General features: G+C 70.5%; 18 protein-coding genes. 10 read left to right on the top strand and 8 right to left on the bottom strand.

The features are described from left to right. Positions 1 to 17: 17 nt before the first annotated feature. Positions 18 to 908, top strand: coding sequence for a VOC family protein (locus HF576_RS14085; RefSeq protein ID WP_168913427.1), 891 nt, complete (start codon positions 18 to 20; stop codon positions 906 to 908). Positions 909 to 920: 12 nt separating this feature from the next. On the opposite strand, the gene HF576_RS14080 is transcribed toward HF576_RS14085, so the two are convergent. From HF576_RS14080 to HF576_RS14060, 5 genes are all read right to left on the bottom strand, one after another. Next, positions 921 to 1,934 (bottom strand): LacI family DNA-binding transcriptional regulator, encoded by a 1,014-nt coding sequence (locus HF576_RS14080; RefSeq protein WP_168913426.1) that lies wholly within the window; start codon positions 1,932 to 1,934, stop codon positions 921 to 923. A gap of 19 nt (positions 1,935 to 1,953) precedes the next feature. After that, complete coding sequence (locus tag HF576_RS14075; protein WP_168913425.1) at positions 1,954 to 3,420, bottom strand: glycoside hydrolase family 1 protein; 1,467 nt, start codon at positions 3,418 to 3,420, stop codon at positions 1,954 to 1,956. A 40-nt stretch (positions 3,421 to 3,460) separates the two neighbouring features. Further along, positions 3,461 to 4,378 (bottom strand): carbohydrate ABC transporter permease, encoded by a 918-nt coding sequence (locus HF576_RS14070; protein WP_168913424.1) that lies wholly within the window; start codon positions 4,376 to 4,378, stop codon positions 3,461 to 3,463. Further along, positions 4,375 to 5,412 (bottom strand): carbohydrate ABC transporter permease, encoded by a 1,038-nt coding sequence (locus HF576_RS14065; protein ID WP_168913423.1) that lies wholly within the window; start codon positions 5,410 to 5,412, stop codon positions 4,375 to 4,377. The genes HF576_RS14070 and HF576_RS14065 overlap by 4 nt, the downstream gene beginning before the upstream one ends. Positions 5,413 to 5,491: 79 nt before the next feature. Continuing rightward, positions 5,492 to 6,760: an ABC transporter substrate-binding protein gene (locus HF576_RS14060; RefSeq protein WP_168913422.1), complete on the bottom strand. Its 1,269-nt coding sequence runs from the start codon at positions 6,758 to 6,760 to the stop codon at positions 5,492 to 5,494. 341 nt (positions 6,761 to 7,101) lie between these two features. On the opposite strand from HF576_RS14060, the gene purS reads away from it, so the two are divergent. Together purS and purQ are read left to right on the top strand one after the other, a co-directional pair. Continuing rightward, positions 7,102 to 7,350, top strand: a complete 249-nt coding sequence (gene purS / locus HF576_RS14055) for a phosphoribosylformylglycinamidine synthase subunit PurS (RefSeq protein ID WP_168913421.1) — start codon at positions 7,102 to 7,104, stop codon at positions 7,348 to 7,350. Next, positions 7,347 to 8,054 carry a phosphoribosylformylglycinamidine synthase subunit PurQ gene (purQ, locus tag HF576_RS14050; RefSeq protein WP_168913420.1) on the top strand — a complete coding sequence of 236 codons (708 nt, stop codon included), beginning with the start codon at positions 7,347 to 7,349 and terminating at the stop codon, positions 8,052 to 8,054. Before purS ends, purQ begins: the two co-directional genes overlap by 4 nt. Positions 8,055 to 8,083: 29 nt before the next feature. Here purQ and HF576_RS14045 read toward each other — a convergent pair whose 3' ends face one another. Next, complete coding sequence (locus tag HF576_RS14045; protein ID WP_168913419.1) at positions 8,084 to 8,515, bottom strand: DUF1761 domain-containing protein; 432 nt, start codon at positions 8,513 to 8,515, stop codon at positions 8,084 to 8,086. A 64-nt stretch (positions 8,516 to 8,579) separates the two neighbouring features. On the opposite strand from HF576_RS14045, the gene HF576_RS14040 reads away from it, so the two are divergent. The 4 genes from HF576_RS14040 (at position 8,580) to HF576_RS14025 (ending at position 10,891) form a co-directional block, all read left to right on the top strand. Then, a complete protein-coding gene (locus HF576_RS14040) occupies positions 8,580 to 9,512 on the top strand; it encodes a 2-hydroxyacid dehydrogenase (protein WP_343234284.1) in 933 nt (310 codons plus the stop codon). Between the two features lie 72 nt (positions 9,513 to 9,584). Then, positions 9,585 to 10,010, top strand: coding sequence for a VOC family protein (locus HF576_RS14035; protein ID WP_168913418.1), 426 nt, complete (start codon positions 9,585 to 9,587; stop codon positions 10,008 to 10,010). A gap of 81 nt (positions 10,011 to 10,091) precedes the next feature. Beyond that, a complete protein-coding gene (locus HF576_RS14030; protein ID WP_168913417.1) occupies positions 10,092 to 10,424 on the top strand; it encodes a hypothetical protein in 333 nt (110 codons plus the stop codon). Then, the gene (locus HF576_RS14025; protein WP_168913416.1) at positions 10,421 to 10,891 is read left to right on the top strand and encodes an anthrone oxygenase family protein; all 471 of its coding nucleotides are present in this window, start codon (positions 10,421 to 10,423) and stop codon (positions 10,889 to 10,891) included. Before HF576_RS14030 ends, HF576_RS14025 begins: the two co-directional genes overlap by 4 nt. 24 nt (positions 10,892 to 10,915) lie before the next feature. Here the strand turns inward: HF576_RS14025 and HF576_RS14020 are convergent, their stop codons facing one another. Further along, positions 10,916 to 11,434 (bottom strand): adenine phosphoribosyltransferase, encoded by a 519-nt coding sequence (locus HF576_RS14020; protein ID WP_168913415.1) that lies wholly within the window; start codon positions 11,432 to 11,434, stop codon positions 10,916 to 10,918. Positions 11,435 to 11,496: 62 nt separating this feature from the next. Between HF576_RS14020 and HF576_RS14015 the strand changes: the two genes are divergently transcribed. The 3 genes from HF576_RS14015 (at position 11,497) to HF576_RS14005 (ending at position 16,119) form a co-directional block, all read left to right on the top strand. Then, positions 11,497 to 13,179 (top strand): glycoside hydrolase family 13 protein, encoded by a 1,683-nt coding sequence (locus tag HF576_RS14015; RefSeq protein ID WP_168913414.1) that lies wholly within the window; start codon positions 11,497 to 11,499, stop codon positions 13,177 to 13,179. Between the two features lie 42 nt (positions 13,180 to 13,221). Beyond that, positions 13,222 to 14,241: a substrate-binding domain-containing protein gene (locus tag HF576_RS14010; RefSeq protein WP_168913413.1), complete on the top strand. Its 1,020-nt coding sequence runs from the start codon at positions 13,222 to 13,224 to the stop codon at positions 14,239 to 14,241. Positions 14,242 to 14,892: 651 nt separating this feature from the next. Beyond that, positions 14,893 to 16,119, top strand: coding sequence for an amidohydrolase (locus HF576_RS14005; RefSeq protein ID WP_168913412.1), 1,227 nt, complete (start codon positions 14,893 to 14,895; stop codon positions 16,117 to 16,119). A gap of 138 nt (positions 16,120 to 16,257) precedes the next feature. Here HF576_RS14005 and HF576_RS14000 read toward each other — a convergent pair whose 3' ends face one another. Beyond that, complete coding sequence (locus tag HF576_RS14000; RefSeq protein ID WP_168913411.1) at positions 16,258 to 17,313, bottom strand: VanZ family protein; 1,056 nt, start codon at positions 17,311 to 17,313, stop codon at positions 16,258 to 16,260. Positions 17,314 to 17,385 lie beyond the last annotated feature (72 nt).

Genomic DNA, 17,385 nt, shown 5'->3' with positions numbered 1-17,385 from the left:
CGGCGTTGTTCATTCACATGAATGAGATCATCGCGGCACCCGGCGACAAGCTCGCGGCCGACACGGCGATGGGCGCGGTGACGCTGCTCGTCGGCGACCTGGACGCGATGACGGCGTTCTACCGGGACGTCGTGACGCTGCAGGTGCTGACCGCCCAGGGCGACACTGTGACGCTCGGCCGTGCGGGTCGCGCGATCGTCGTCCTGCGGCGCGAGCCCGCGCTGAGGCACGCGACGCCCGGCTCGGCGGGGCTCTACCACACCGCGATCCTGTTCGAGACGCAGGCGGCCCTCGCGGCGGCGCTCTACTCCGTCGCTCGTCAGGCGCCGGGCACCTTCACCGGATCGGCCGACCATCTGGTGAGCCAGGCGTTCTACTTCACCGACCCGGAGGGCAACGGGATCGAGCTGTACTGGGATCGCGACCGCACCGACTGGTCGTGGGTCCACGGCCAGATCGAGATGGCGACGCTGGGCCTCGATCCCCACGCGTTCCTGAACGAGCATCTGACCGAGGAAGCGGCACTCGGCGCGACCGCCCAGGAGGCGGCATCCGTCGGTCACGTCCATCTGTCGGTCGGCGACGTTGGCACGGCACGCGCGTTCTACGTCGACACGCTCGGCTTCGACCAGACGGCGGCGCTCGGCAACCAGGCGCTGTTCGTCAGCGCCGGCGGGTACCACCACCACATGGCGATGAACGTGTGGAACTCGCGCGGCGCCGGACCGCGCATGCCGGCGCTCGGCCTCGGGCGCATCGACCTCGCGCTCCCGCACGCCGACGCGCTCGGTGAGCTGGGCGAGCGTCTTCGCCACCACGGCCTGCAGGTGCGCGATGACGGGCGCACGCTGTCGTTCGACGATCCCTGGGCGAATCTGCTGCACGCGACGGTCGACACGACCGCCTGAGCGCCGGGCGGATCAGACCGACTCGCGGACCACCAGCTCGGTCTCGAGGATCGTGACGTGACGCGGATGCCGCCCCGCGAGCAGTTCCAGCAGGACCGACGCCATCCGCTCGCCCTGCGAATAGGACGGCTGGCGGACGGTGGTCAACTGCGGCGACACCGAGGTCGCGACCGGGGAGTCGTCGAAGCCGATGAGGGCGATGTCGTCGGGCACCCGCAGACCGGCGGCGGCGAGCACCGTCATCGCACCCTGGGCCATCAGGTCGCTCGCGACGAAGATCGCGTCGGGGCGCTCACCCGACTCCAGGATGCGGCGCATGGCGTCGGCGCCGCCGTCGGCGGTGAAGTTGCCGTCCTCGATCACGCCCTCCGAGAGCCCCCAGGCCGAGACCGCGTCGCGGTAGCCCTGGAGCCGGTCCACGCCCGCGGGCATGTCGAGGGGACCGGTGATCGTGGCGATACGGCGTCGGCCGCTCTCGATCAGGTACACCGTCGCGTCGTAGGCGCCGCGCACGTTGTCGACGTCGACGTAGTAGTCGCGCTCCCGCTCGCGCACCGGACGACCGCCGTAGACCACGGGCACGACGCTCGCGATCCGGTCGATGAACGTGTCGCTCGTGTGGTGGGACACCACGATCGCACCGTCCACCGCACCGCTGCGCACGTAGCTCGTCGTCTTGTCGCCGGGGTCGTCGCTGGCGATGAAGAGGTTGAGCACGTAATCCGACCGGCTCAGCCGCGCGTTGATGCCCGACACGATCGCCGCGAAGAACGGGTCGCCGAAGAACCGCGTGGTGTCTTCGGGCACGATCAGGGCGATCGCGTGGGTCTGCCGGCTGGCGAGCGAGCGGGCCGCGCGATTGGGCACGTAGTTGAGCTCCGCGATCGCACGCTTGACCGACTCGAGCGCCTCCGGAGAGACCGCGGTCGAGCCGTTGACGACCCGCGACACCGTCGACCGCGAGACGCCCGCCGCTGCGGCGACCTCCTCGATCGTGACGGAGCCGCGATGTGCGTCCGTGTCCATTGCCCAGCTCCTTCTCGCGTTACGAGATCGCCGCCGCCGAATGCTCGATCGCCCGTGCGCCGATGATGCGACTGTATTCGCGTCCGCTGTCCTTCACCGTGCGAGCCTGCGTGTCGTAGTCGACGCGCACGATGCCGAAGCGCTTCTCGTACCCCCACGCCCACTCGAAGTTGTCGAGCAGCGACCAGTAGAAGTATCCCCGGACATCGGCACCGGCATCCACCGCGTCCAGGATCGCGCTCAGATGATCCCGCACGAAGTCGACCCGCTCGTGGTCGTGCACCCTCGGCTCGCCGCCGTCGACGACGAGCTCGTCGTCGTACGCCGCACCGTTCTCGGTGACATAGAGCACGGTGCCGGCCGGCTGCGCGTACTCGCTCCACACGCGTGTGAGCAGGCGCGTGAGCCCCTCGGGCTGCACCTCCCAGTTCATCGGCGTGCGAGGAAGGCCGCGCTCGTGCCAGAAGATGCCCTCGTGCGACGGGAACGGCGATGCGCCGGGCCGGTCGGTGGGCGCGTCGCCGGGCTTCGGCGGGTTGGCCGGTGCCGTGCCGCCGACGAGCTCGCCGTGGTAGTAGTTCACGCCGAGCGAGTCGATGGGCGTCGAGATGGCCTCGAGGTCTCCCGGCCGCACCGCGGCCTCCCACGCGGCCACGGCCGCGGCATCCACCGTGCGGATGTCCTCCACGATGTCCGCGGGGTACTCGCCGCGGAACACCGGATCGAGGAACCAGCGGTTGAACTGACCATCGATGCGCCGTGCGGCGTCGACGTCGGCCGGCTGGTCCGGGTCGGCGGGGTCGGCCACCGTGAGGTTGAGCGTGATTCCGAGAGTGAGCGACTCATCGCGGGCGCGAAGCTCGCGGACGGTCTGGCCGTGCGCGAGGAGGAGGTGGTGCGCGGCGAGCACGCCCTCTTCGACGCTGTAGTGGCCGGGGGCGTGCAGGCCCGCGGTGTAGCTCAGGAACGACGAGCACCACGGCTCGTTCAGCGTGGTCCACACGTTCACGCGATCGCCCAGGGCGTCGTGCAGGTCGAGCGCGTACTCGGTGAACTTGTCGGCCGTGTCGCGGTTGGTCCACCCGCCCTGCTCCTGCAGTGCCTGCGGCAGGTCCCAGTGGTAGAGCGTCAGCCACGGCAGGATGTCGGCGCCGAGCAGCTCGTCGACCAGGCGCTTGTAGAAGTCCACGCCCTGCGTGTTCAGCGCGCCGCCGTCGGGACGCACCCGCGACCAGGACGTCGAGAAGCGATACGTCTGCAGGCCCATGTCCTTCATGAGCGCGACGTCGTCGCGGTACAGGTGGTAGTGGTCGCACGCCACATCGCCGTTGTCGGCGTTGATGACGGCACCGGGCACGCGGCAGAACGCGTCCCAGATCGAGTCGCGGCGGCCGTCCTCATGGGCGGCGCCCTCGATCTGGAAGGCGGCGGTGGCGGCCCCGAACAGGAAATTCGATGGGAAGGAGCGCGAAGGCGCAGTCGTCATGAGGGCAGAGTCCTCTCGGGATGCGATGGTCATGTGTCTATCAGCCCTTGACCGCGCCGGCCATGATGCCGCTGACGAGCTGCCGGCCCGCGAAGGCGAACAGCAGGATCAACGGGATCGTCGCCAGAAGTACTCCCGCGAGCACGATCGAGTAGTCGACGAAGTAGTTCGACTGCAGGAGCGAGAGGGCCACGGGCAGCGTGGGGTCGCGACGGTCGAGCACGATGAACGGCCAGAAGAAGTTGTTCCACGCGCCGACGAACGTGAAGAGGAAGAGCATCGCCGCCGCGGGTCGCGCCGCCGGAACCGCGATGGTCCAGAACGTGCGCAACATGGTGGCTCCGTCGACGCGCGCAGCTTCGATCAGCTCGTCGGGCACGGTCTGCTGCAGGTACTGCGTCATCCAGAACACGCCGAACGCGCTGGTGAGCGCCGGGATGATGATCGCGCCGACGCTGCCCGTCCAGCCGAGGTCGGCGAACAGGATGTACAGCGGCACGACGCCCAGCTGCGTGGGCACGGCCATCGTCGCGACGACGAAGACGAGCAGCGGCTTGCTGCCGCGGAACCGCAGCTTCGCGAACGCCCAGCCGGCGAGAGTGGACGTGATGACGACGGATGTCGCGATCAGCGTCGAGCTGTAGATCGAGTTCCACAGGGCCGGCCAGAAGTTCACCGCGGGGTCGTTGACCACGGACGCGGCGTTGGCGAAGAAGTTGCCGCCCGGGATCCACGACATGTTCGGGTCGCTGATCGTGGTGGAATCGCCCGACCCGATCAGGAACGACCAGTAGTACGGGAAGACGGCGGACAGCACGACGACGCCGAGGCCCGCGTAGACCCAGAACCCGGCGCGGAAGCCGCGGATCTTCGTGGTCTTGTTGCGGTTGCGGCCGCCGCCCAGTCCCGCCGTGGCGACCGGCTCTTCGACCATGGCGATCGGAGGTGTGGTGCTCATCGGTCGTCTCCCTTGCGGTTCATGCGCCGCAGGACTCCGGCGGCGCCGCGGCTGCCCTCGTCCCGGACGAGGCGCCGCGTGACGAGGAGATTGATGAGGCCGATGACGAGGATGAGCAGGAACAGGATCCACGCCAGGGCTGCGGCGCGGCCGAAGTTCCACTCGCGCCAGCCGATGTTGTAGAGGAACAGCGTGATCGTGAGCCACTGCCCGGCCGCGCCGCCCTGTCCGGTGTTGTCGAACTGGCTCGGCTCGTCGAAGATCTGCAGTCCGCCGATGGTGGACGTGATGATCACGAAGATGAGGGTGGGGCGCAGGGACGGGAGCGTGATGCTCCAGAACTGACGGAAGCCGCCGGCTCCGTCCACGGTCGCGGCCTCGTAGTAGTCGCGCGGCACGGCCTGCATCGCGGCCAGCATGATGAGCGCGTTGTAGCCGACCCAGCGGAAGTTCACCATGGTGGCGATCGCGACATGGCTCGCGAAGGGGTCCTTGTGCCAGGGGACGGCGGGCAGGCCGAGATCGGTGAGGATGTTGTTCACCAGGCCGTGGTTGTCGCCGAACATGTTGCTGAAGATCAGGGCGACGGCGACGGGCGCCATCACGTAGGGGAGCAGGACGCTCGTGCGCCAGAAGGTCTTGGCGCGGATGTTCTTGTCGAGCATCGCGGCGATGAAGATCGCGAGGATCAGCTGCGGCACGCTCGAGAGCAGGAAGATGCTGAAGGTGTTGCGCAGGGCCGTCCAGAACTGGGGGTTCTGCAGGATCCAGATGTACTGGTCGAACCCGATGAATTCTCCGGAGTTGCGGACGAGGTCCCACTCCATGAACGAGATGACCGCGGTGTAGGCGATCGGGAACAGTCCCACGATCGCGAACATGATGAAGAACGGCGAGATGTAGAGGTACGGCGAGACCTTCAGGTCCCAGCGGCTCAGCTTCTGGCTGAAGGACAGCACGCGTACGCGCTTCTCTTTGGGAAGCTGCGGGGGCGTCGTCGACTGCGCTCGAGGGCGCGTTTCGGTTGCGGTCACGGGTGGCTCCGGGTCGATGGGGGCAGGAGGGCGTGGGCGGTGCGTGCGGGCCGTCGCCGGCCCGCACGCACCGGGTTCATCAGAAGGCCTCGACCTCGGCGACCCACGTGTTCCACGAGGTCTGCTGGTCTTCGACACCGTCGAAGACACGCGTGACCGCGTTCTGGAGCGCGTCGTGGTACTTGAAGTAGTTCGCGTCCTTGTACGGCGCGACCGTGACGGCCTCGGCGCGCGTGGACAGGATCTCGCCCACCGGTGCGTCCTGGAAGTACGCGTTGGTGGCCTCAGCGAGCTCCTGGCTCTCGAGAGCCTCGAGCTGGCTCGGGAAGGTGCCCGCGTTCGCGAACGCCTTCATCTGCTGCTCGGGAGCGGTCAGCCAGTCGGCCAGCTCGAGCGCGGCTTCGACGTTGTCGCCGTCCGCGGGAATGGTCAGGTACGAACCACCCCAGTTGCCGCCGCCGTTGGGGAAGACGTCCGCGATGTTCCAGTCGGCGGTGTCGGGCGCGTTGCCCTCGATGACACCGAGCATCCAGCCGGGGCAGAGCATCGCGGCGAACTCGCCGTTGGCCATCGAGGCGAACCAGTCGTCCGACCACTGACCGGCGTATGCCGAGTTGGGGACGGCGCGCTCGGCGACGAGGTTGTACGCGTCGGCGATCTCGGGGTTCTCGGTCGCGATGACCGTCCCGTCCTCTTCGGTGTACGTGTACTCGATCTGGTTCACGATGCCCTGGAGCACGGAGTTGGCCGAGTCGATCATCGGCTTGCCCGTGGCTGCCTTGTACTGGTCGGCGACGTCGAGGAAGTGCTCCCAGTCGCCGTTGAACAGGTCGGCGACGCCGGCCGGGTCGGAGGCGAGGCCCGCCGCCGCGAACAGGTCGGACCGGTAGCAGAGGCCCTGCGGGCCGATGTCGGTGCCGAAGCCGACGAGGCGGCCGTCCGCGTCGGTCGCGGCGGCTTCCTTCCAGTCCAGCCAGCGGCCCTTGACGCTGTCGGGCGCCTCGGCGAGGAGGTCGGAGTACTGCATGGCCTCGGCGAACCAGTCGATCTCGACTGCCTCGATGTCGGCCAGGCCGCCCTTGCCGAGCTTCGCGAAGTAGTTCGCGCGGGCATCGCCCGACTCGGCGGCGCGGGTGTGCTCGACCTTGATCCCGGTCTCTTCCGTGAACTCCGCGAGGAGCTCGTCGGTGTAGCCGAAGTCGTTGAACGTGGCGATCGTCAGCGTGATCTCGCCGTCCTCGCCGGCGTCGTCGTTGCCGGCATTGCCGGCGCAGCCGGCGAGGACGATGGCCGAGGCCGAGAATGCGGCGATTGCCACAGCGCTTCTGCGGAAGGCGCGTGCGTTCACTGTCACTCCTTTGTGTTGTCAGGGTTGGTGTGTTGCAGGTTTTCGGACCGCGGACGCATGCCGGGGCCAGATCTCGTGGGAGCGGTCCCATCGATTGAGACGCAACGCTATGGGATCGCTCCCAAGAATGTCAAGGGAGCGCTCCCATGACACGATCACAGTTGCATCACGACCCTGGAAGGCGTCACTCCGGCGGTACTCCGGCGGTCCGGACGGCGGGAGGATGCAGGAGCCGTAGACTGGAAACGACCCCTGCCCGCGACATCCGGCGATCCGACTCTTCGCTGCGCTCGTCGCTCAACGACCGATAGCTGCGGCCTGCGGCCGCCAGGAGGATCGAGATGCCCACCATCGTCGTCGACGTCATGCCCAAGGCCGAGCTGCTGGACCCGCAGGGCAAGGCCGTCACCGGAGCCCTCTCGCGCCTGGGCGTCGACGCCTTCAGCGCGGTGCGCATCGGCAAGCGGTTCGAGCTGACCGTCGAGGGCGAGGTCGACGACGATGTGCTCGCGACCGCCCGCCGTATCGCCGACGAGATCCTCTCGAACGCGGTGATCGAGGACGTCGTCGCCGTCGAGGTGGTCGAATGACCGCGCGCATCGGGGTCATCACGTTCCCCGGGTCGCTCGACGACCGCGACGCACAGCGCGCGATCCGCGTAGCCGGCGGCGAGCCGGTCGCCCTGTGGCACGGGTCCCACGATCTCGAGGGCGTGGACGCGCTGGTGCTGCCCGGCGGCTTCAGCTACGGCGACTACCTCCGTGCCGGCGCCATTGCCGCGCTGGCACCGATCATGACGGAGGTGACGGATGCCGCAGCCAAGGGCATGCCGATCCTCGGGATCTGCAACGGCTTCCAGATGCTCGTCGAGGCGCGGCTGCTGCCGGGCGGTCTGATCCGCAACGCCCACCAGCAGTTCATCCGCCGCGACCAGCGGCTGCGCGTCGAGAACAACGACACCGCCTGGACGTCGGACTTCGCCGCCGGCCAGGAGATCGTCATCCCGCTCAAGAACGCCGACGGCGGGTACATCGCCTCCGAGTCCGAACTGGATCGTCTCGAGGGCGAAGGCCTCGTCGCCTTCCGCTACCTCGGCGTGAACCCGAACGGATCACTGCGCGACATCGCCGGCCTTGCGAACGAGCGCGGCAACGTCGTCGGTCTCATGCCGCACCCCGAGCACGCCGTCGAGCCGGGGTTCGGCCCCGACACGTCCGCCGCGATGCGCTCCGGCGTCGACGGCCTGTCGTTCTTCACGTCGGCCATCGCCGCCGTGGTCGCCCAGGCGGCCTGAGCCCGAACCGGGCACCTCGTGGCGGTCGGTCAGACCGTTCCCGCCGGTGGCCAGACGCCGATGATCACGCCCATGATCACGAGGGTCACGAGCTCGTGCGCGATGTTCAGCACGGTCAGCGAGCTCGGCCGGCCCTCGAACGCGTCGTGGGTGATGAACCGCGCGGCCGTGAAGCCCGCCCACAGGATGACCGCCGTGCCGAGCGCGGCGAGCAGGTAGCCGCCGCCGTAGAAGTGCCACGCGATCGATGACGCGCCGGCGAGCACCCACGCGGTGATGAAGCTCACGATCAGCGTGACCACGATCGGGATCACCGCGCTCGCGCCCGGCTGGTCCATGTCGACCTTCGCGAGCCTCGCCCAGCGCGTGCCGAACACCTTCGGCGTGTACCAGATCGAGCCGACGACCATGCTCGAGGCCGTGGCCAGCAGCACCGCCCAGTAGTTGATCTCGGGAACCATCTCCGCCTCCTTGCGTCCGGTTGCCCGAACTCTAGCCCTCCGCAGCCCCGGTAGCGTGGATGCCGTGAGCAGCGGCATCCGGAATCTCGTCGTCAGTGTCCCCACCGAGCAGCTGGCCGCCGACATCGGCGCGACGCCCGACGGCGTGGAGGTCGTGGTGTGGCCGATGGATGCCGCCGCCCCGCGAGAGCGCTTCGACATGGTCGTGCCGCCCTACATGACGATGACCCGCGTGCTCGCACGCCTCGAGGGCGTCGAGGTCGGCCTGGTCCAGGGCCAGTCCATCGGGTACGACGGCGTCGCCGACGTGCTGCCCGACGGACTGCTGTTCGCCAACGCCGCCTCGGTGCACGAGACGTCGACCGCCGAGCTCGCGGTGGCGCTCGCACTCGCGGCGCAGCGGCACATCGACGCCTTCGCGGTCGACACGGCCGCCGGCCGCTGGTCGCCCGTCTTCGCCGAGAGCCTCGCCGATCGCCGCGTGCTGCTGCTGGGATACGGCGGTGTCGGCAAGGCCGTCGCCGCGCGGCTGTCCGGTTTCGAGGTGCAGCTCACCGCCGTCGCGTCACGGGCACGGGAGGAAGACGGGATGCCGGTGCACGGCGTCGACGAGCTGCCCGCGCTGCTCCCCCAGGCCGAGATCGTCATCGTGTCGCTGCCGGGCGGCGAGAGCACCCGCGGCATCGTCGACGACGCCTTCCTCTCGGCGCTGCCGGACGGCGCCCTCATCGTGAACGTGGGGCGCGGCACGCTCATCGACACCGACGCGCTGGTGGATCACGCGCGCCGCGGACGCATCCGCGCGGCGCTGGACGTGACCGACCCCGAGCCGCTGCCCGAGGGCCATCCGCTCTGGGGTCTTCCGGGCGTCCTCATCTCGCCGCACGTCGGCGGCGCGTCGACCGCCATGCGTCCGCGCATCGCGCGCCTCGTGCGCACGCAGATCGAGCGCCTCGCGGCCGGCGAGCCCCCGATCAACGTCGTCCTCGGCGCCTGAGCTCCCGCTTCCGCTGCGTGCGGGCCGCGCGTACCGTGTCGGCCAGGGGCCGCGTCGCAAAGGAGCTCACGGATGCCGGTGCTGGGCAACATCACGTTCTACGCGGAGGACCCTCGGCGGCTCGCCCACTTCTGGTCCGACGTCTTCGGGTACCCGAGGCTCGAGTGGGAGGATCCGATGAAGGCGGACCTGCTCGCCTCGGGCCTGACCGAGAGCGACCTCGCCAAGCGGGCTCTCGCCGAAGACCCGGAAGGCAAGGGTCCCCGCCTCTACTTCCATCACGCCGACACGCCCAAGCGCGGACGCAACCGCATCCACCTCGACGTCCAGGCCGTCTCGGGTCGCGTCCCCACCCGCGAGGAGCTGGACGCCGAGAAGGACCGGCTCGTCGGACTCGGCGCCGAGGTGGTGCGGCTGGTCGACCGGCCATGGGGGCCGTGGCCCGAGGTGTACTACCAGCTGCGGGATCCGGAGGGCAACGAGTTCTGCCTGCAGTGACGCCGGTCGGGCGAGGCCGTCGCCCGCGTCGGACGCGGTCCCTATACTTCGAGCGACCAGACGTGACCGGACGGAGCCGTCGTGAAACTCACCTACCTGTACCACCCCGTCGCCGCGCTCGATGACGGAGTGACTTTCTTCCGCGACGAGCTCGGTTGGGAGGAGGCCTGGCGCGAGAGCGACGACACCGTCGCGTTCTGGCTTCCGGATCGCTCGGCGCAGGTCATGGTGGCCCGCACGGATGAGCCGGCCGGGCCGATGTACCTCGTCGAGAGCGTCACGGCGTGGATCGAGGCACACCCGGCCGTGCCGATCGTCGTGCCTCGATACGGGATCCCCGGCGGCTCGGTCGCCGGATTCGAGGGCGCCGGCGGCAACGCGTTCTACGTCTTCGACATGCCCGACGCGCAGTGAGCCCGCAAGAGCTGCTCGCCGCGGCATCCGCTCTCCTCGGTGGCGCGGTGGCCGGCGTCTACCTGGGGTTCTCGTGGCTCGTCATGCCGGGGCTCGTCCGCCGGCCCGACACCGAGGCGCTCACGGCGATGCAGTCGATCAACCGCTCGATCCGCCCGCCGTTCTTCCTCCTCTTCGTCGGGTCGGCACTGGTGGCAGTCGCGTCGGCGGTCGCCGAGTTCGTGGCGTGGGACGCCGCGATCTCGGTCTGGCGGGTCGCCGGCGATGTTCTGATCGCGGCGCACCTCGTCATCACGGCCGCGTTCCACATCCCGCGGAACACGCGCATCGAGGCCCTCGATCCGGCACGACCGGCCGACCTGGAGGAGTGGCGGCTCATCGTGCGGCAGTGGACGCGGGGCAATCACGTGCGGGGGTTGGCCGCCTTCGTGGGTGCCGGCATCCTGATCGCCACGCTCCTGGGCTGAGCCGGGCGGCCCGCCGCGGCGGCGTCAGGCGGTGAAGACGGTGTGCACGTCGCCGACGAGCGCGCGCCCGCCGAGTCCGGTCAGCTCCATGAGCACCGCGGTGCCCACGACCTCGCCGCCCAGAGTCTCGACGAGCTCGTGCGCGGCGACGAGGGTCCCTCCGGTGGCGAGCACGTCGTCGACCAGCAGCACCCGCGCCCCGTTCGCGATGTCGTCGTGGGCCTCGATGGTGGCCGTGCCGTACTCGAGTGCGTACGAGACGGATGCCGCGGGCCGGGGCAGCTTGCCCGCCTTGCGGATCGGCACCAGGCCGGCACCCGCCTCCATCGCGGCCGCGCCGGCGAGCAGGAACCCGCGCGCCTCGACTCCGGCGACGACGTCGAACGATCCGTCGAACGGCGCGATCATGGCGTGGATGACGGCGCGCAGCGCGCGGGCATCTGCCAGCAGCGGCGTGATGTCGCGGAAGAGCACTCCCGGTTCCGGATAGTCGGGGATCGTCCGGATGAGGGATTCGGCGCGGGTGACGGCTTCTGAGGGCACCGCACAACCCTACGCCGACCGGTCGGCGAAGGGAGTGTAAGCGCTTGCAGTACACTGGCCCGATGACTTCCGCAGAGACCGCAGAGCGCACGGATGCGTTCCTCGCCCCGATCGGCGGCGAGTGGTGGCGCACCGCCGTCATCTACCAGATCTACCCCCGCTCGTTCGCGGATGCGTCGGGCGACGGCATCGGCGATCTTCCCGGCATCACGTCGCACCTCGACGACCTGGCTGCGCTGGGCATCGACGCGATCTGGCTGAGCCCGTTCCAGCGCTCGCCGCAGAAGGACGCCGGCTACGACGTCAGCGACTACTGCGACGTCGACCCGCTCTTCGGCACCCTGGCCGACTTCGACACGATGCTCGCGGCCGCGCATGACCGCGGCATCCGGGTCATCGTCGACCTCGTCCCCAACCACTCGTCCGCTCAGCACGAGTGGTTCCAGCAGGCGCTGGCGGCCGCTCCCAGCAGCCCCGAGCGCGCGCGCTACATGTTCCGCGACGGCAAGGGCGAGCACGGCGAACTGCCCCCCAACAACTGGGACTCGGTCTTCGGCGGGCCCGCGTGGACGCGTGTCGTCGAGGCGGACGGCACCCCCGGCCAGTGGTACCTGCACCTGTTCGACTCGTCGCAGCCCGACTTCGACTGGTCGAACGAAGAGGTGCGCGAGGAGTTCCGCCGCATCCTTCGCTTCTGGCTCGACCGCGGCGTCGACGGCTTCCGTGTGGACGTCGCCCACGGCCTCGTCAAGGCCGAGGGCCTGCCCGATTACATCCCCGACCCCGAGGCGGGGTCCATGGGCGGCGAAGAGGAGAACGTGCCGTACTGGGGCCAGGAGGGCGTGCACGAGGTGTACCGCGACTGGCGCACGATCATGCACGAGTACGAGGGCGATCGCGCGCTCGCGGCCGAGGCGTGGCTGCCGACCGCCGACCGCACCGCGCAGTGGGTGCGGTCGGACGAGATGCACCAGGCCTTCAACTTCCCGTACCTGCAGACCGAGTGGAACGCCGGCGAGCTGCGCGAGGTCATCGCCGAGTCGCTGCGCGCGTTCGGCGGCGTCGGTGCCCCCGCGACGTGGGTGCTGTCGAACCACGACGTCGTGCGGCACGCATCGCGCCTGGCGCTGACCGCCGAGAACCCGCAGGGGCACGGCATCGGCCCGGACTCCCCCGGCAAGCCCATCGCCGACGTCGGTCTGCGCCGCGCGCGCGCCGCGACGGCGCTCATGTTGGCGCTGCCGGGCTCGGCCTACCTCTATCAGGGCGAGGAGCTCGGACTGCCCGAGGTCATCGACATCCCCGGCGACGCCCGGCAGGATCCGACGTGGTTCCGCACGAACGGCGAGCGGTACGGACGCGACGGCTGCCGCGTGCCGATTCCGTGGAAGACGGATGCCCCGGCCTACGGTTTCAGCCCGTCCGGTGCATCGTGGCTGCCCCAGCCCGCCGAGTGGGCCGAGCTCGCCCGCGATGCCCAGGTCGGCGTCGCCGGCTCGACCCTCGAGCTGTACCGCCTGCTGCTGGCCGAGCGCCGCTCGCGCGACCTCGGCGCGGGCACGCTCGAGTGGATCCACGGGTTCGGGACGGATGCCGTGGCATTCCGAAACGGGAATGTCCAGGTGATCGCGAACACCGGCTCGACGGCGATCCCGCTGCCGAAGGGTATCGTGATCGCGTCGAGCGGTCCCGTCGACGGCGGCGAGCTCCCCGTCGACACGACGGTCTGGCTCGCGATCGACTGAGCGGCGCGGGGTCCGGCTCCGCGCGCATGAGAGGGTGACGACGTGGTCAGCATCGATGAGGTGGCCCGCGCTGCGGGCGTCTCGACCGCGACCGTCTCGCGCGCGCTGAGCGGGCGCGGCCACGTCTCGGTCGCCGCCAAGGCCAAGGTCGAGGCCGCCGCGAAGAGCCTCGGCTACGTCGTGTCGGCATCGGCGTCGAGCCTCGCGTCCGGGCGCACCCGCAACATCGGGGTGCTCGTGCCGTTCCTCGACCGGTGGTTCTTCTCGACGGTGCTGAGCGGCATCGCCTCGGCGCTCATGCGTCGCGGCTACGACATCACGCTGTACAGCCTCACCGCCGACCGTGCCGAGCGTCACGATGTGTTCGACACGTTCCTGCGTCGCCAGCGGGTAGACGGCGTGATCGCGATCTCGATCGAGCTCGGCGAGGAAGAGACCGGGCGTCTGCTCGAGCTGGACCTGCCGGTCATCGCGATCGGGGGGCCCAACCCGCGCCTGACCACCCTGACCGTCGACGACGTCGCGGTCGCACGCCTGGCGACCGAGCACCTCCTGGCTCTGGGGCACCGCGAGATCGCGCATATCGGGGCGAGTCCCGAGTTCGACATCGACTTCCACATCCCGACCCACCGGCGGCAGGGCTTCGAGCAGGCGCTGGCGGATGCGGGCATCCCGGTCAAGCCGTCGCTCTTCGAGCCGGCCGACTTCACCATCGAGGGCGGCTTCCGCGCCGCCAAGCAGCTGCTGGGCAAGCCCGGCGGGCGGCCGACCGCCATCTTCGCGGCATCCGACGAGATGGCGATCGGGGCGCTGCTGGCCGCGCGCGAACTCGGCTACCGCGTGCCCGAGGACCTGTCGGTCGTCGGCATCGACGGCCACGAGCTGGGCGAGTTCTTCCGGCTGACGACGGTCGACCAGTTCCCGCTCGGGCAGGGCGAGCGCGCCGCCGATGCGATCCTCGCCGAGCTGGAGGCCGCTCCGGCCGCGCCCCCGGCCCACCGGCCCGGGGAGCTGCCGTACGAGCTGATCGTCCGCGGCTCCACGGCCCGCCTCCCCTCCTGACCCTCCTCGCCCCCGCGCCCCGCCGCGCACCCCCGCCTCTGCGTGCGAAAACACCAGTCCATCGCCCGACACGCCGGGCCCCGGCATCCGGCACCGGCGCGCCGTCGTCACCGACTGGTGTTTTCGCACAGCCTTCGGACCCGAGCCCGCCGGGACCGGCCGCACGCGCCCCGCCCGCCGCAGCCCCCACCTCTGCGTGCGAAAACACCAGTCCGTCGCCCGACACGCCGGGCCCCGGCATCCGTCACCGGCGCGCCGTTGTCACCGACTGGTGTTTTCGCACAGCCTTCGGACCCGAGCCGCCGGGACCGGCCGTACGCCCGCCCGCCCGCCGCAGACCCCCCTCTGCGTGCGAAAACACCAGCCCATCGCCCGACACGCCGAGCCCCGGCATCCGGCACCGGCGCGCCGTCGTCACCGACTGGTGTTTTCGCACAGCCTTCGGACCCGAGCCCGCCGGGACCGGCCGCACGCGCCCCGCCCGCCGGGACCCGCCCGCCGGGACCCGCCCGCCGGGACCCGCCCGCCGGGAACGGCCGAGGCGGGGCCGGGGGAGCCGGGGCCGAGCGAAGGAACGGGTCGAGCCGGGGAGCCGGGCGGGCCGAGGAATCGGGGCGGAGGTGAGACGCGGCCGCGGCTAGGCTCGACCGCATGACGATCGACCTCGAGGCCCTCTACATCGACCTGCACCGGCATCCGGAACTGTCCTTCCAGGAGACGCGGACGGCCGGAGTCGTCGCGAAGCACCTGGAAGAGCTCGGCATCGAGTTCGAGGAGGGCATCGGCCGCACCGGCGTCGTCGGCGTCGTCCGCAATGGCGACGGGCCGGTCGTGTGGCTGCGCGCCGACATGGACGCGCTGCCGGTCGAGGAGCGCACCGGGCTCGAGTACGCCAGCACCGCGCACGGGCTCGACCCGAACGGCACGGACGTTCCCGTGATGCACGCGTGCGGGCACGACATGCACGTCGCCGCGCTGCTCGGCGCCCTGGAGCGGCTCGTCGCCACCAAGGATCACTGGTCGGGCACGATCGTCGCCGTCTTCCAGCCCGCCGAGGAATACGGCGCCGGGTCGCAGGCGATGATCGCCGACGGCGTGCTCGACAGGTTCCCGCGGCCCGACATCGTGCTCGGCCAGCACGTCACGCCCCTTCCCGCGGGCACGATCGGCGTGCGCAGCGGCACGCAGATGGCGGCATCCGACGGCCTCACCGTCACCCTTCTGGGCCGTGGCGGTCACGGTTCGCGCCCGCAGGCGACGATCGACCCCGTTGTGATGGCGGCCGCGACCGTCATGCGGCTGCAGACCATCGTGTCGCGCGAGATCGACCCGCGCGACGTCGCCGTGGTCACGGTGGGCTCGATCCACGCGGGCCTCAAGAACAACATCATCCCGGCCGAGGCGAAGCTCGAGCTGAGCCTGCGCTACCCCGATGACGAAGCCCGCGCGGCCGTGCTCGAGAAGGTCGAGCGCATCGTGCGCGCCGAGGCGCAGGCCTCAGGGGCCGAGGAGCCGCCGGTCATCGTGACCGACCACACGCTGCCCCCGACGATCAACGACGTCGAGGCCACCGCACGCCTGACCCTCGCGTTCGACACCGCATTCGGCGCGGGCACCGTGATGGACCCTGGCATGTTCACCGGCAGCGAGGACGTCTCGTGGTTCGCGCGCGAGTCCGGTGCGCCCCTGGTCTTCTGGTTCTGGGGCGGCGCCGACCCCGAGGCGTTCGCGGCCGCGCACGCCGCCGGCACGATCGAGCGCGACATCCCCACCAACCACTCGCCGTATTTCGCCCCGGTGCTGCAGCCCACGCTCAACCAGGGCGTCGACGCGCTCGTGGTCGCCGCGCGCGAATTCTTGGCGGTGCCCACGGTCTGACGGTGACGGATGCCGGAGCCCCCGGCATCCGTCCCCTCCCACGCGCGCACCGGGTAGGACGGCGGCGGTCCAGGTTCGGCAGGATTCCGGCCTGCCGAACGTGCGAAAGCTGGACCGCACCGCCGGATCGGCGCCGGATCAGCGCTCCGCACGGGCGTCGACCAGGCGCTGGCCCGAGACCACGCCCGGCAGGCCGCGGCGGTCGGGCGTCGTGAGCACCAGCACGAGCGATGCGACGGCGAAAACCCCGGCGACCAGGCCCCACGCGCCAGGCAGCGCGAGCAGCACGAGATAGCCGCCGATGCCGCCGGCGAAGCGCAGCGGCCGCGCCAGCGCGGGCGGGAGAGGGCCGCCGGTGAAGCGCAGCTGCACGGCGAGGTCGCCGACCGTGCGGCCGGTGGCGAGCACGACGATCAGCCACACCACGATCGCGGTGGTGGTGCCGACGACGCCGGCGGCGGTCCCGTCGCGCATCGCGGCATGTGCTCCGAGCAGATACAGGGCCACCTGGAACACCACCGAGGCCGCGATGCCGGTCAGCCACGCACCCAGCGCATCGCAGGCCATCGCGAGGTAGCGGCGGGAGCGCGTGATCGGGCGTGGCTCCTCCGCGTCGGGGAAGCGGGGCGTGCCCCAGTGCCGCCGCGGCACCAGGAGCGCCAGCACCGAGCCGAGCACCGCACCCAGCGTGTTGGTGAGCAGGTCGTCGACGTCGAAGACGCGATACGCGCAGGGGTACAGACCCCACACGCCGCTGAGCTGTGTCGCCTCGACCAGCGCTGAGACGCCGAGACCCACGAGAACAGCGACCAGGATGCCGCGGCCACCGAGCACGCGCAGGAAGAAGCCCAGCGGCACGAACAGCAGCACGTTCAACAGCAGCTGCAGCACGGCGGGATCGCTCAGCGCACCGCGGCCGCGCCTGCCGACGGCCTCGCGGATGTCGTCGGCGAAGGCGAACGGATCGAGGTTGACCCCCGCGCACCGGATGGCTTCGGGGTCGGGCAGCGGGAGGAGCGTGTACGTCCAGACGGCCATGAGGTAGATCAGAGCCGCACCCCACAGCACGAAGCGCCCGAGGCCGAATCCGCCGCGCCGGCGATAGCTGAGCGCCACGAACGGCACGAACAGCAGGACCCCCGCGACCGCGCCGAGCGTCACGGCGAGCGCGCCGAGGAAGATCTGCTCGTCCACGCCTCCGATCCTTCCAGAGAGCCACCGACGCCACCCGGGCGACCACCGCGGACACGGCCGCCCCGGGCGCCG

It is taken from the genome of Microbacterium salsuginis, from assembly GCF_012524205.1.
Classification (GTDB): domain Bacteria; phylum Actinomycetota; class Actinomycetes; order Actinomycetales; family Microbacteriaceae; genus Microbacterium; species Microbacterium salsuginis.
Note: the sequence above shows the minus strand (reverse complement) of the source record. Positions and strands in the feature narration are given on the sequence as shown.

What these genes read in the sequence shown, in the direction of transcription:
- HF576_RS14085 (WP_168913427.1), top strand. Translation starts at nt 18, where the DNA reads ATGAATGAGATCATCGCGGCACCCGGCGACAAGCTCGCGGCCGACACG.
- HF576_RS14080 (WP_168913426.1), bottom strand. Translation starts at nt 1,934, where the DNA reads ATGGACACGGACGCACATCGCGGCTCCGTCACGATCGAGGAGGTCGCC.
- HF576_RS14075 (WP_168913425.1), bottom strand. Translation starts at nt 3,420, where the DNA reads ATGACGACTGCGCCTTCGCGCTCCTTCCCATCGAATTTCCTGTTCGGG.
- HF576_RS14070 (WP_168913424.1), bottom strand. Translation starts at nt 4,378, where the DNA reads ATGAGCACCACACCTCCGATCGCCATGGTCGAAGAGCCGGTCGCCACG.
- purS (WP_168913421.1), top strand. Translation starts at nt 7,102, where the DNA reads ATGCCCACCATCGTCGTCGACGTCATGCCCAAGGCCGAGCTGCTGGAC.
- purQ (WP_168913420.1), top strand. Translation starts at nt 7,347, where the DNA reads ATGACCGCGCGCATCGGGGTCATCACGTTCCCCGGGTCGCTCGACGAC.
- HF576_RS14045 (WP_168913419.1), bottom strand. Translation starts at nt 8,515, where the DNA reads ATGGTTCCCGAGATCAACTACTGGGCGGTGCTGCTGGCCACGGCCTCG.
- HF576_RS14035 (WP_168913418.1), top strand. Translation starts at nt 9,585, where the DNA reads ATGCCGGTGCTGGGCAACATCACGTTCTACGCGGAGGACCCTCGGCGG.
- HF576_RS14015 (WP_168913414.1), top strand. Translation starts at nt 11,497, where the DNA reads ATGACTTCCGCAGAGACCGCAGAGCGCACGGATGCGTTCCTCGCCCCG.
- HF576_RS14005 (WP_168913412.1), top strand. Translation starts at nt 14,893, where the DNA reads ATGACGATCGACCTCGAGGCCCTCTACATCGACCTGCACCGGCATCCG.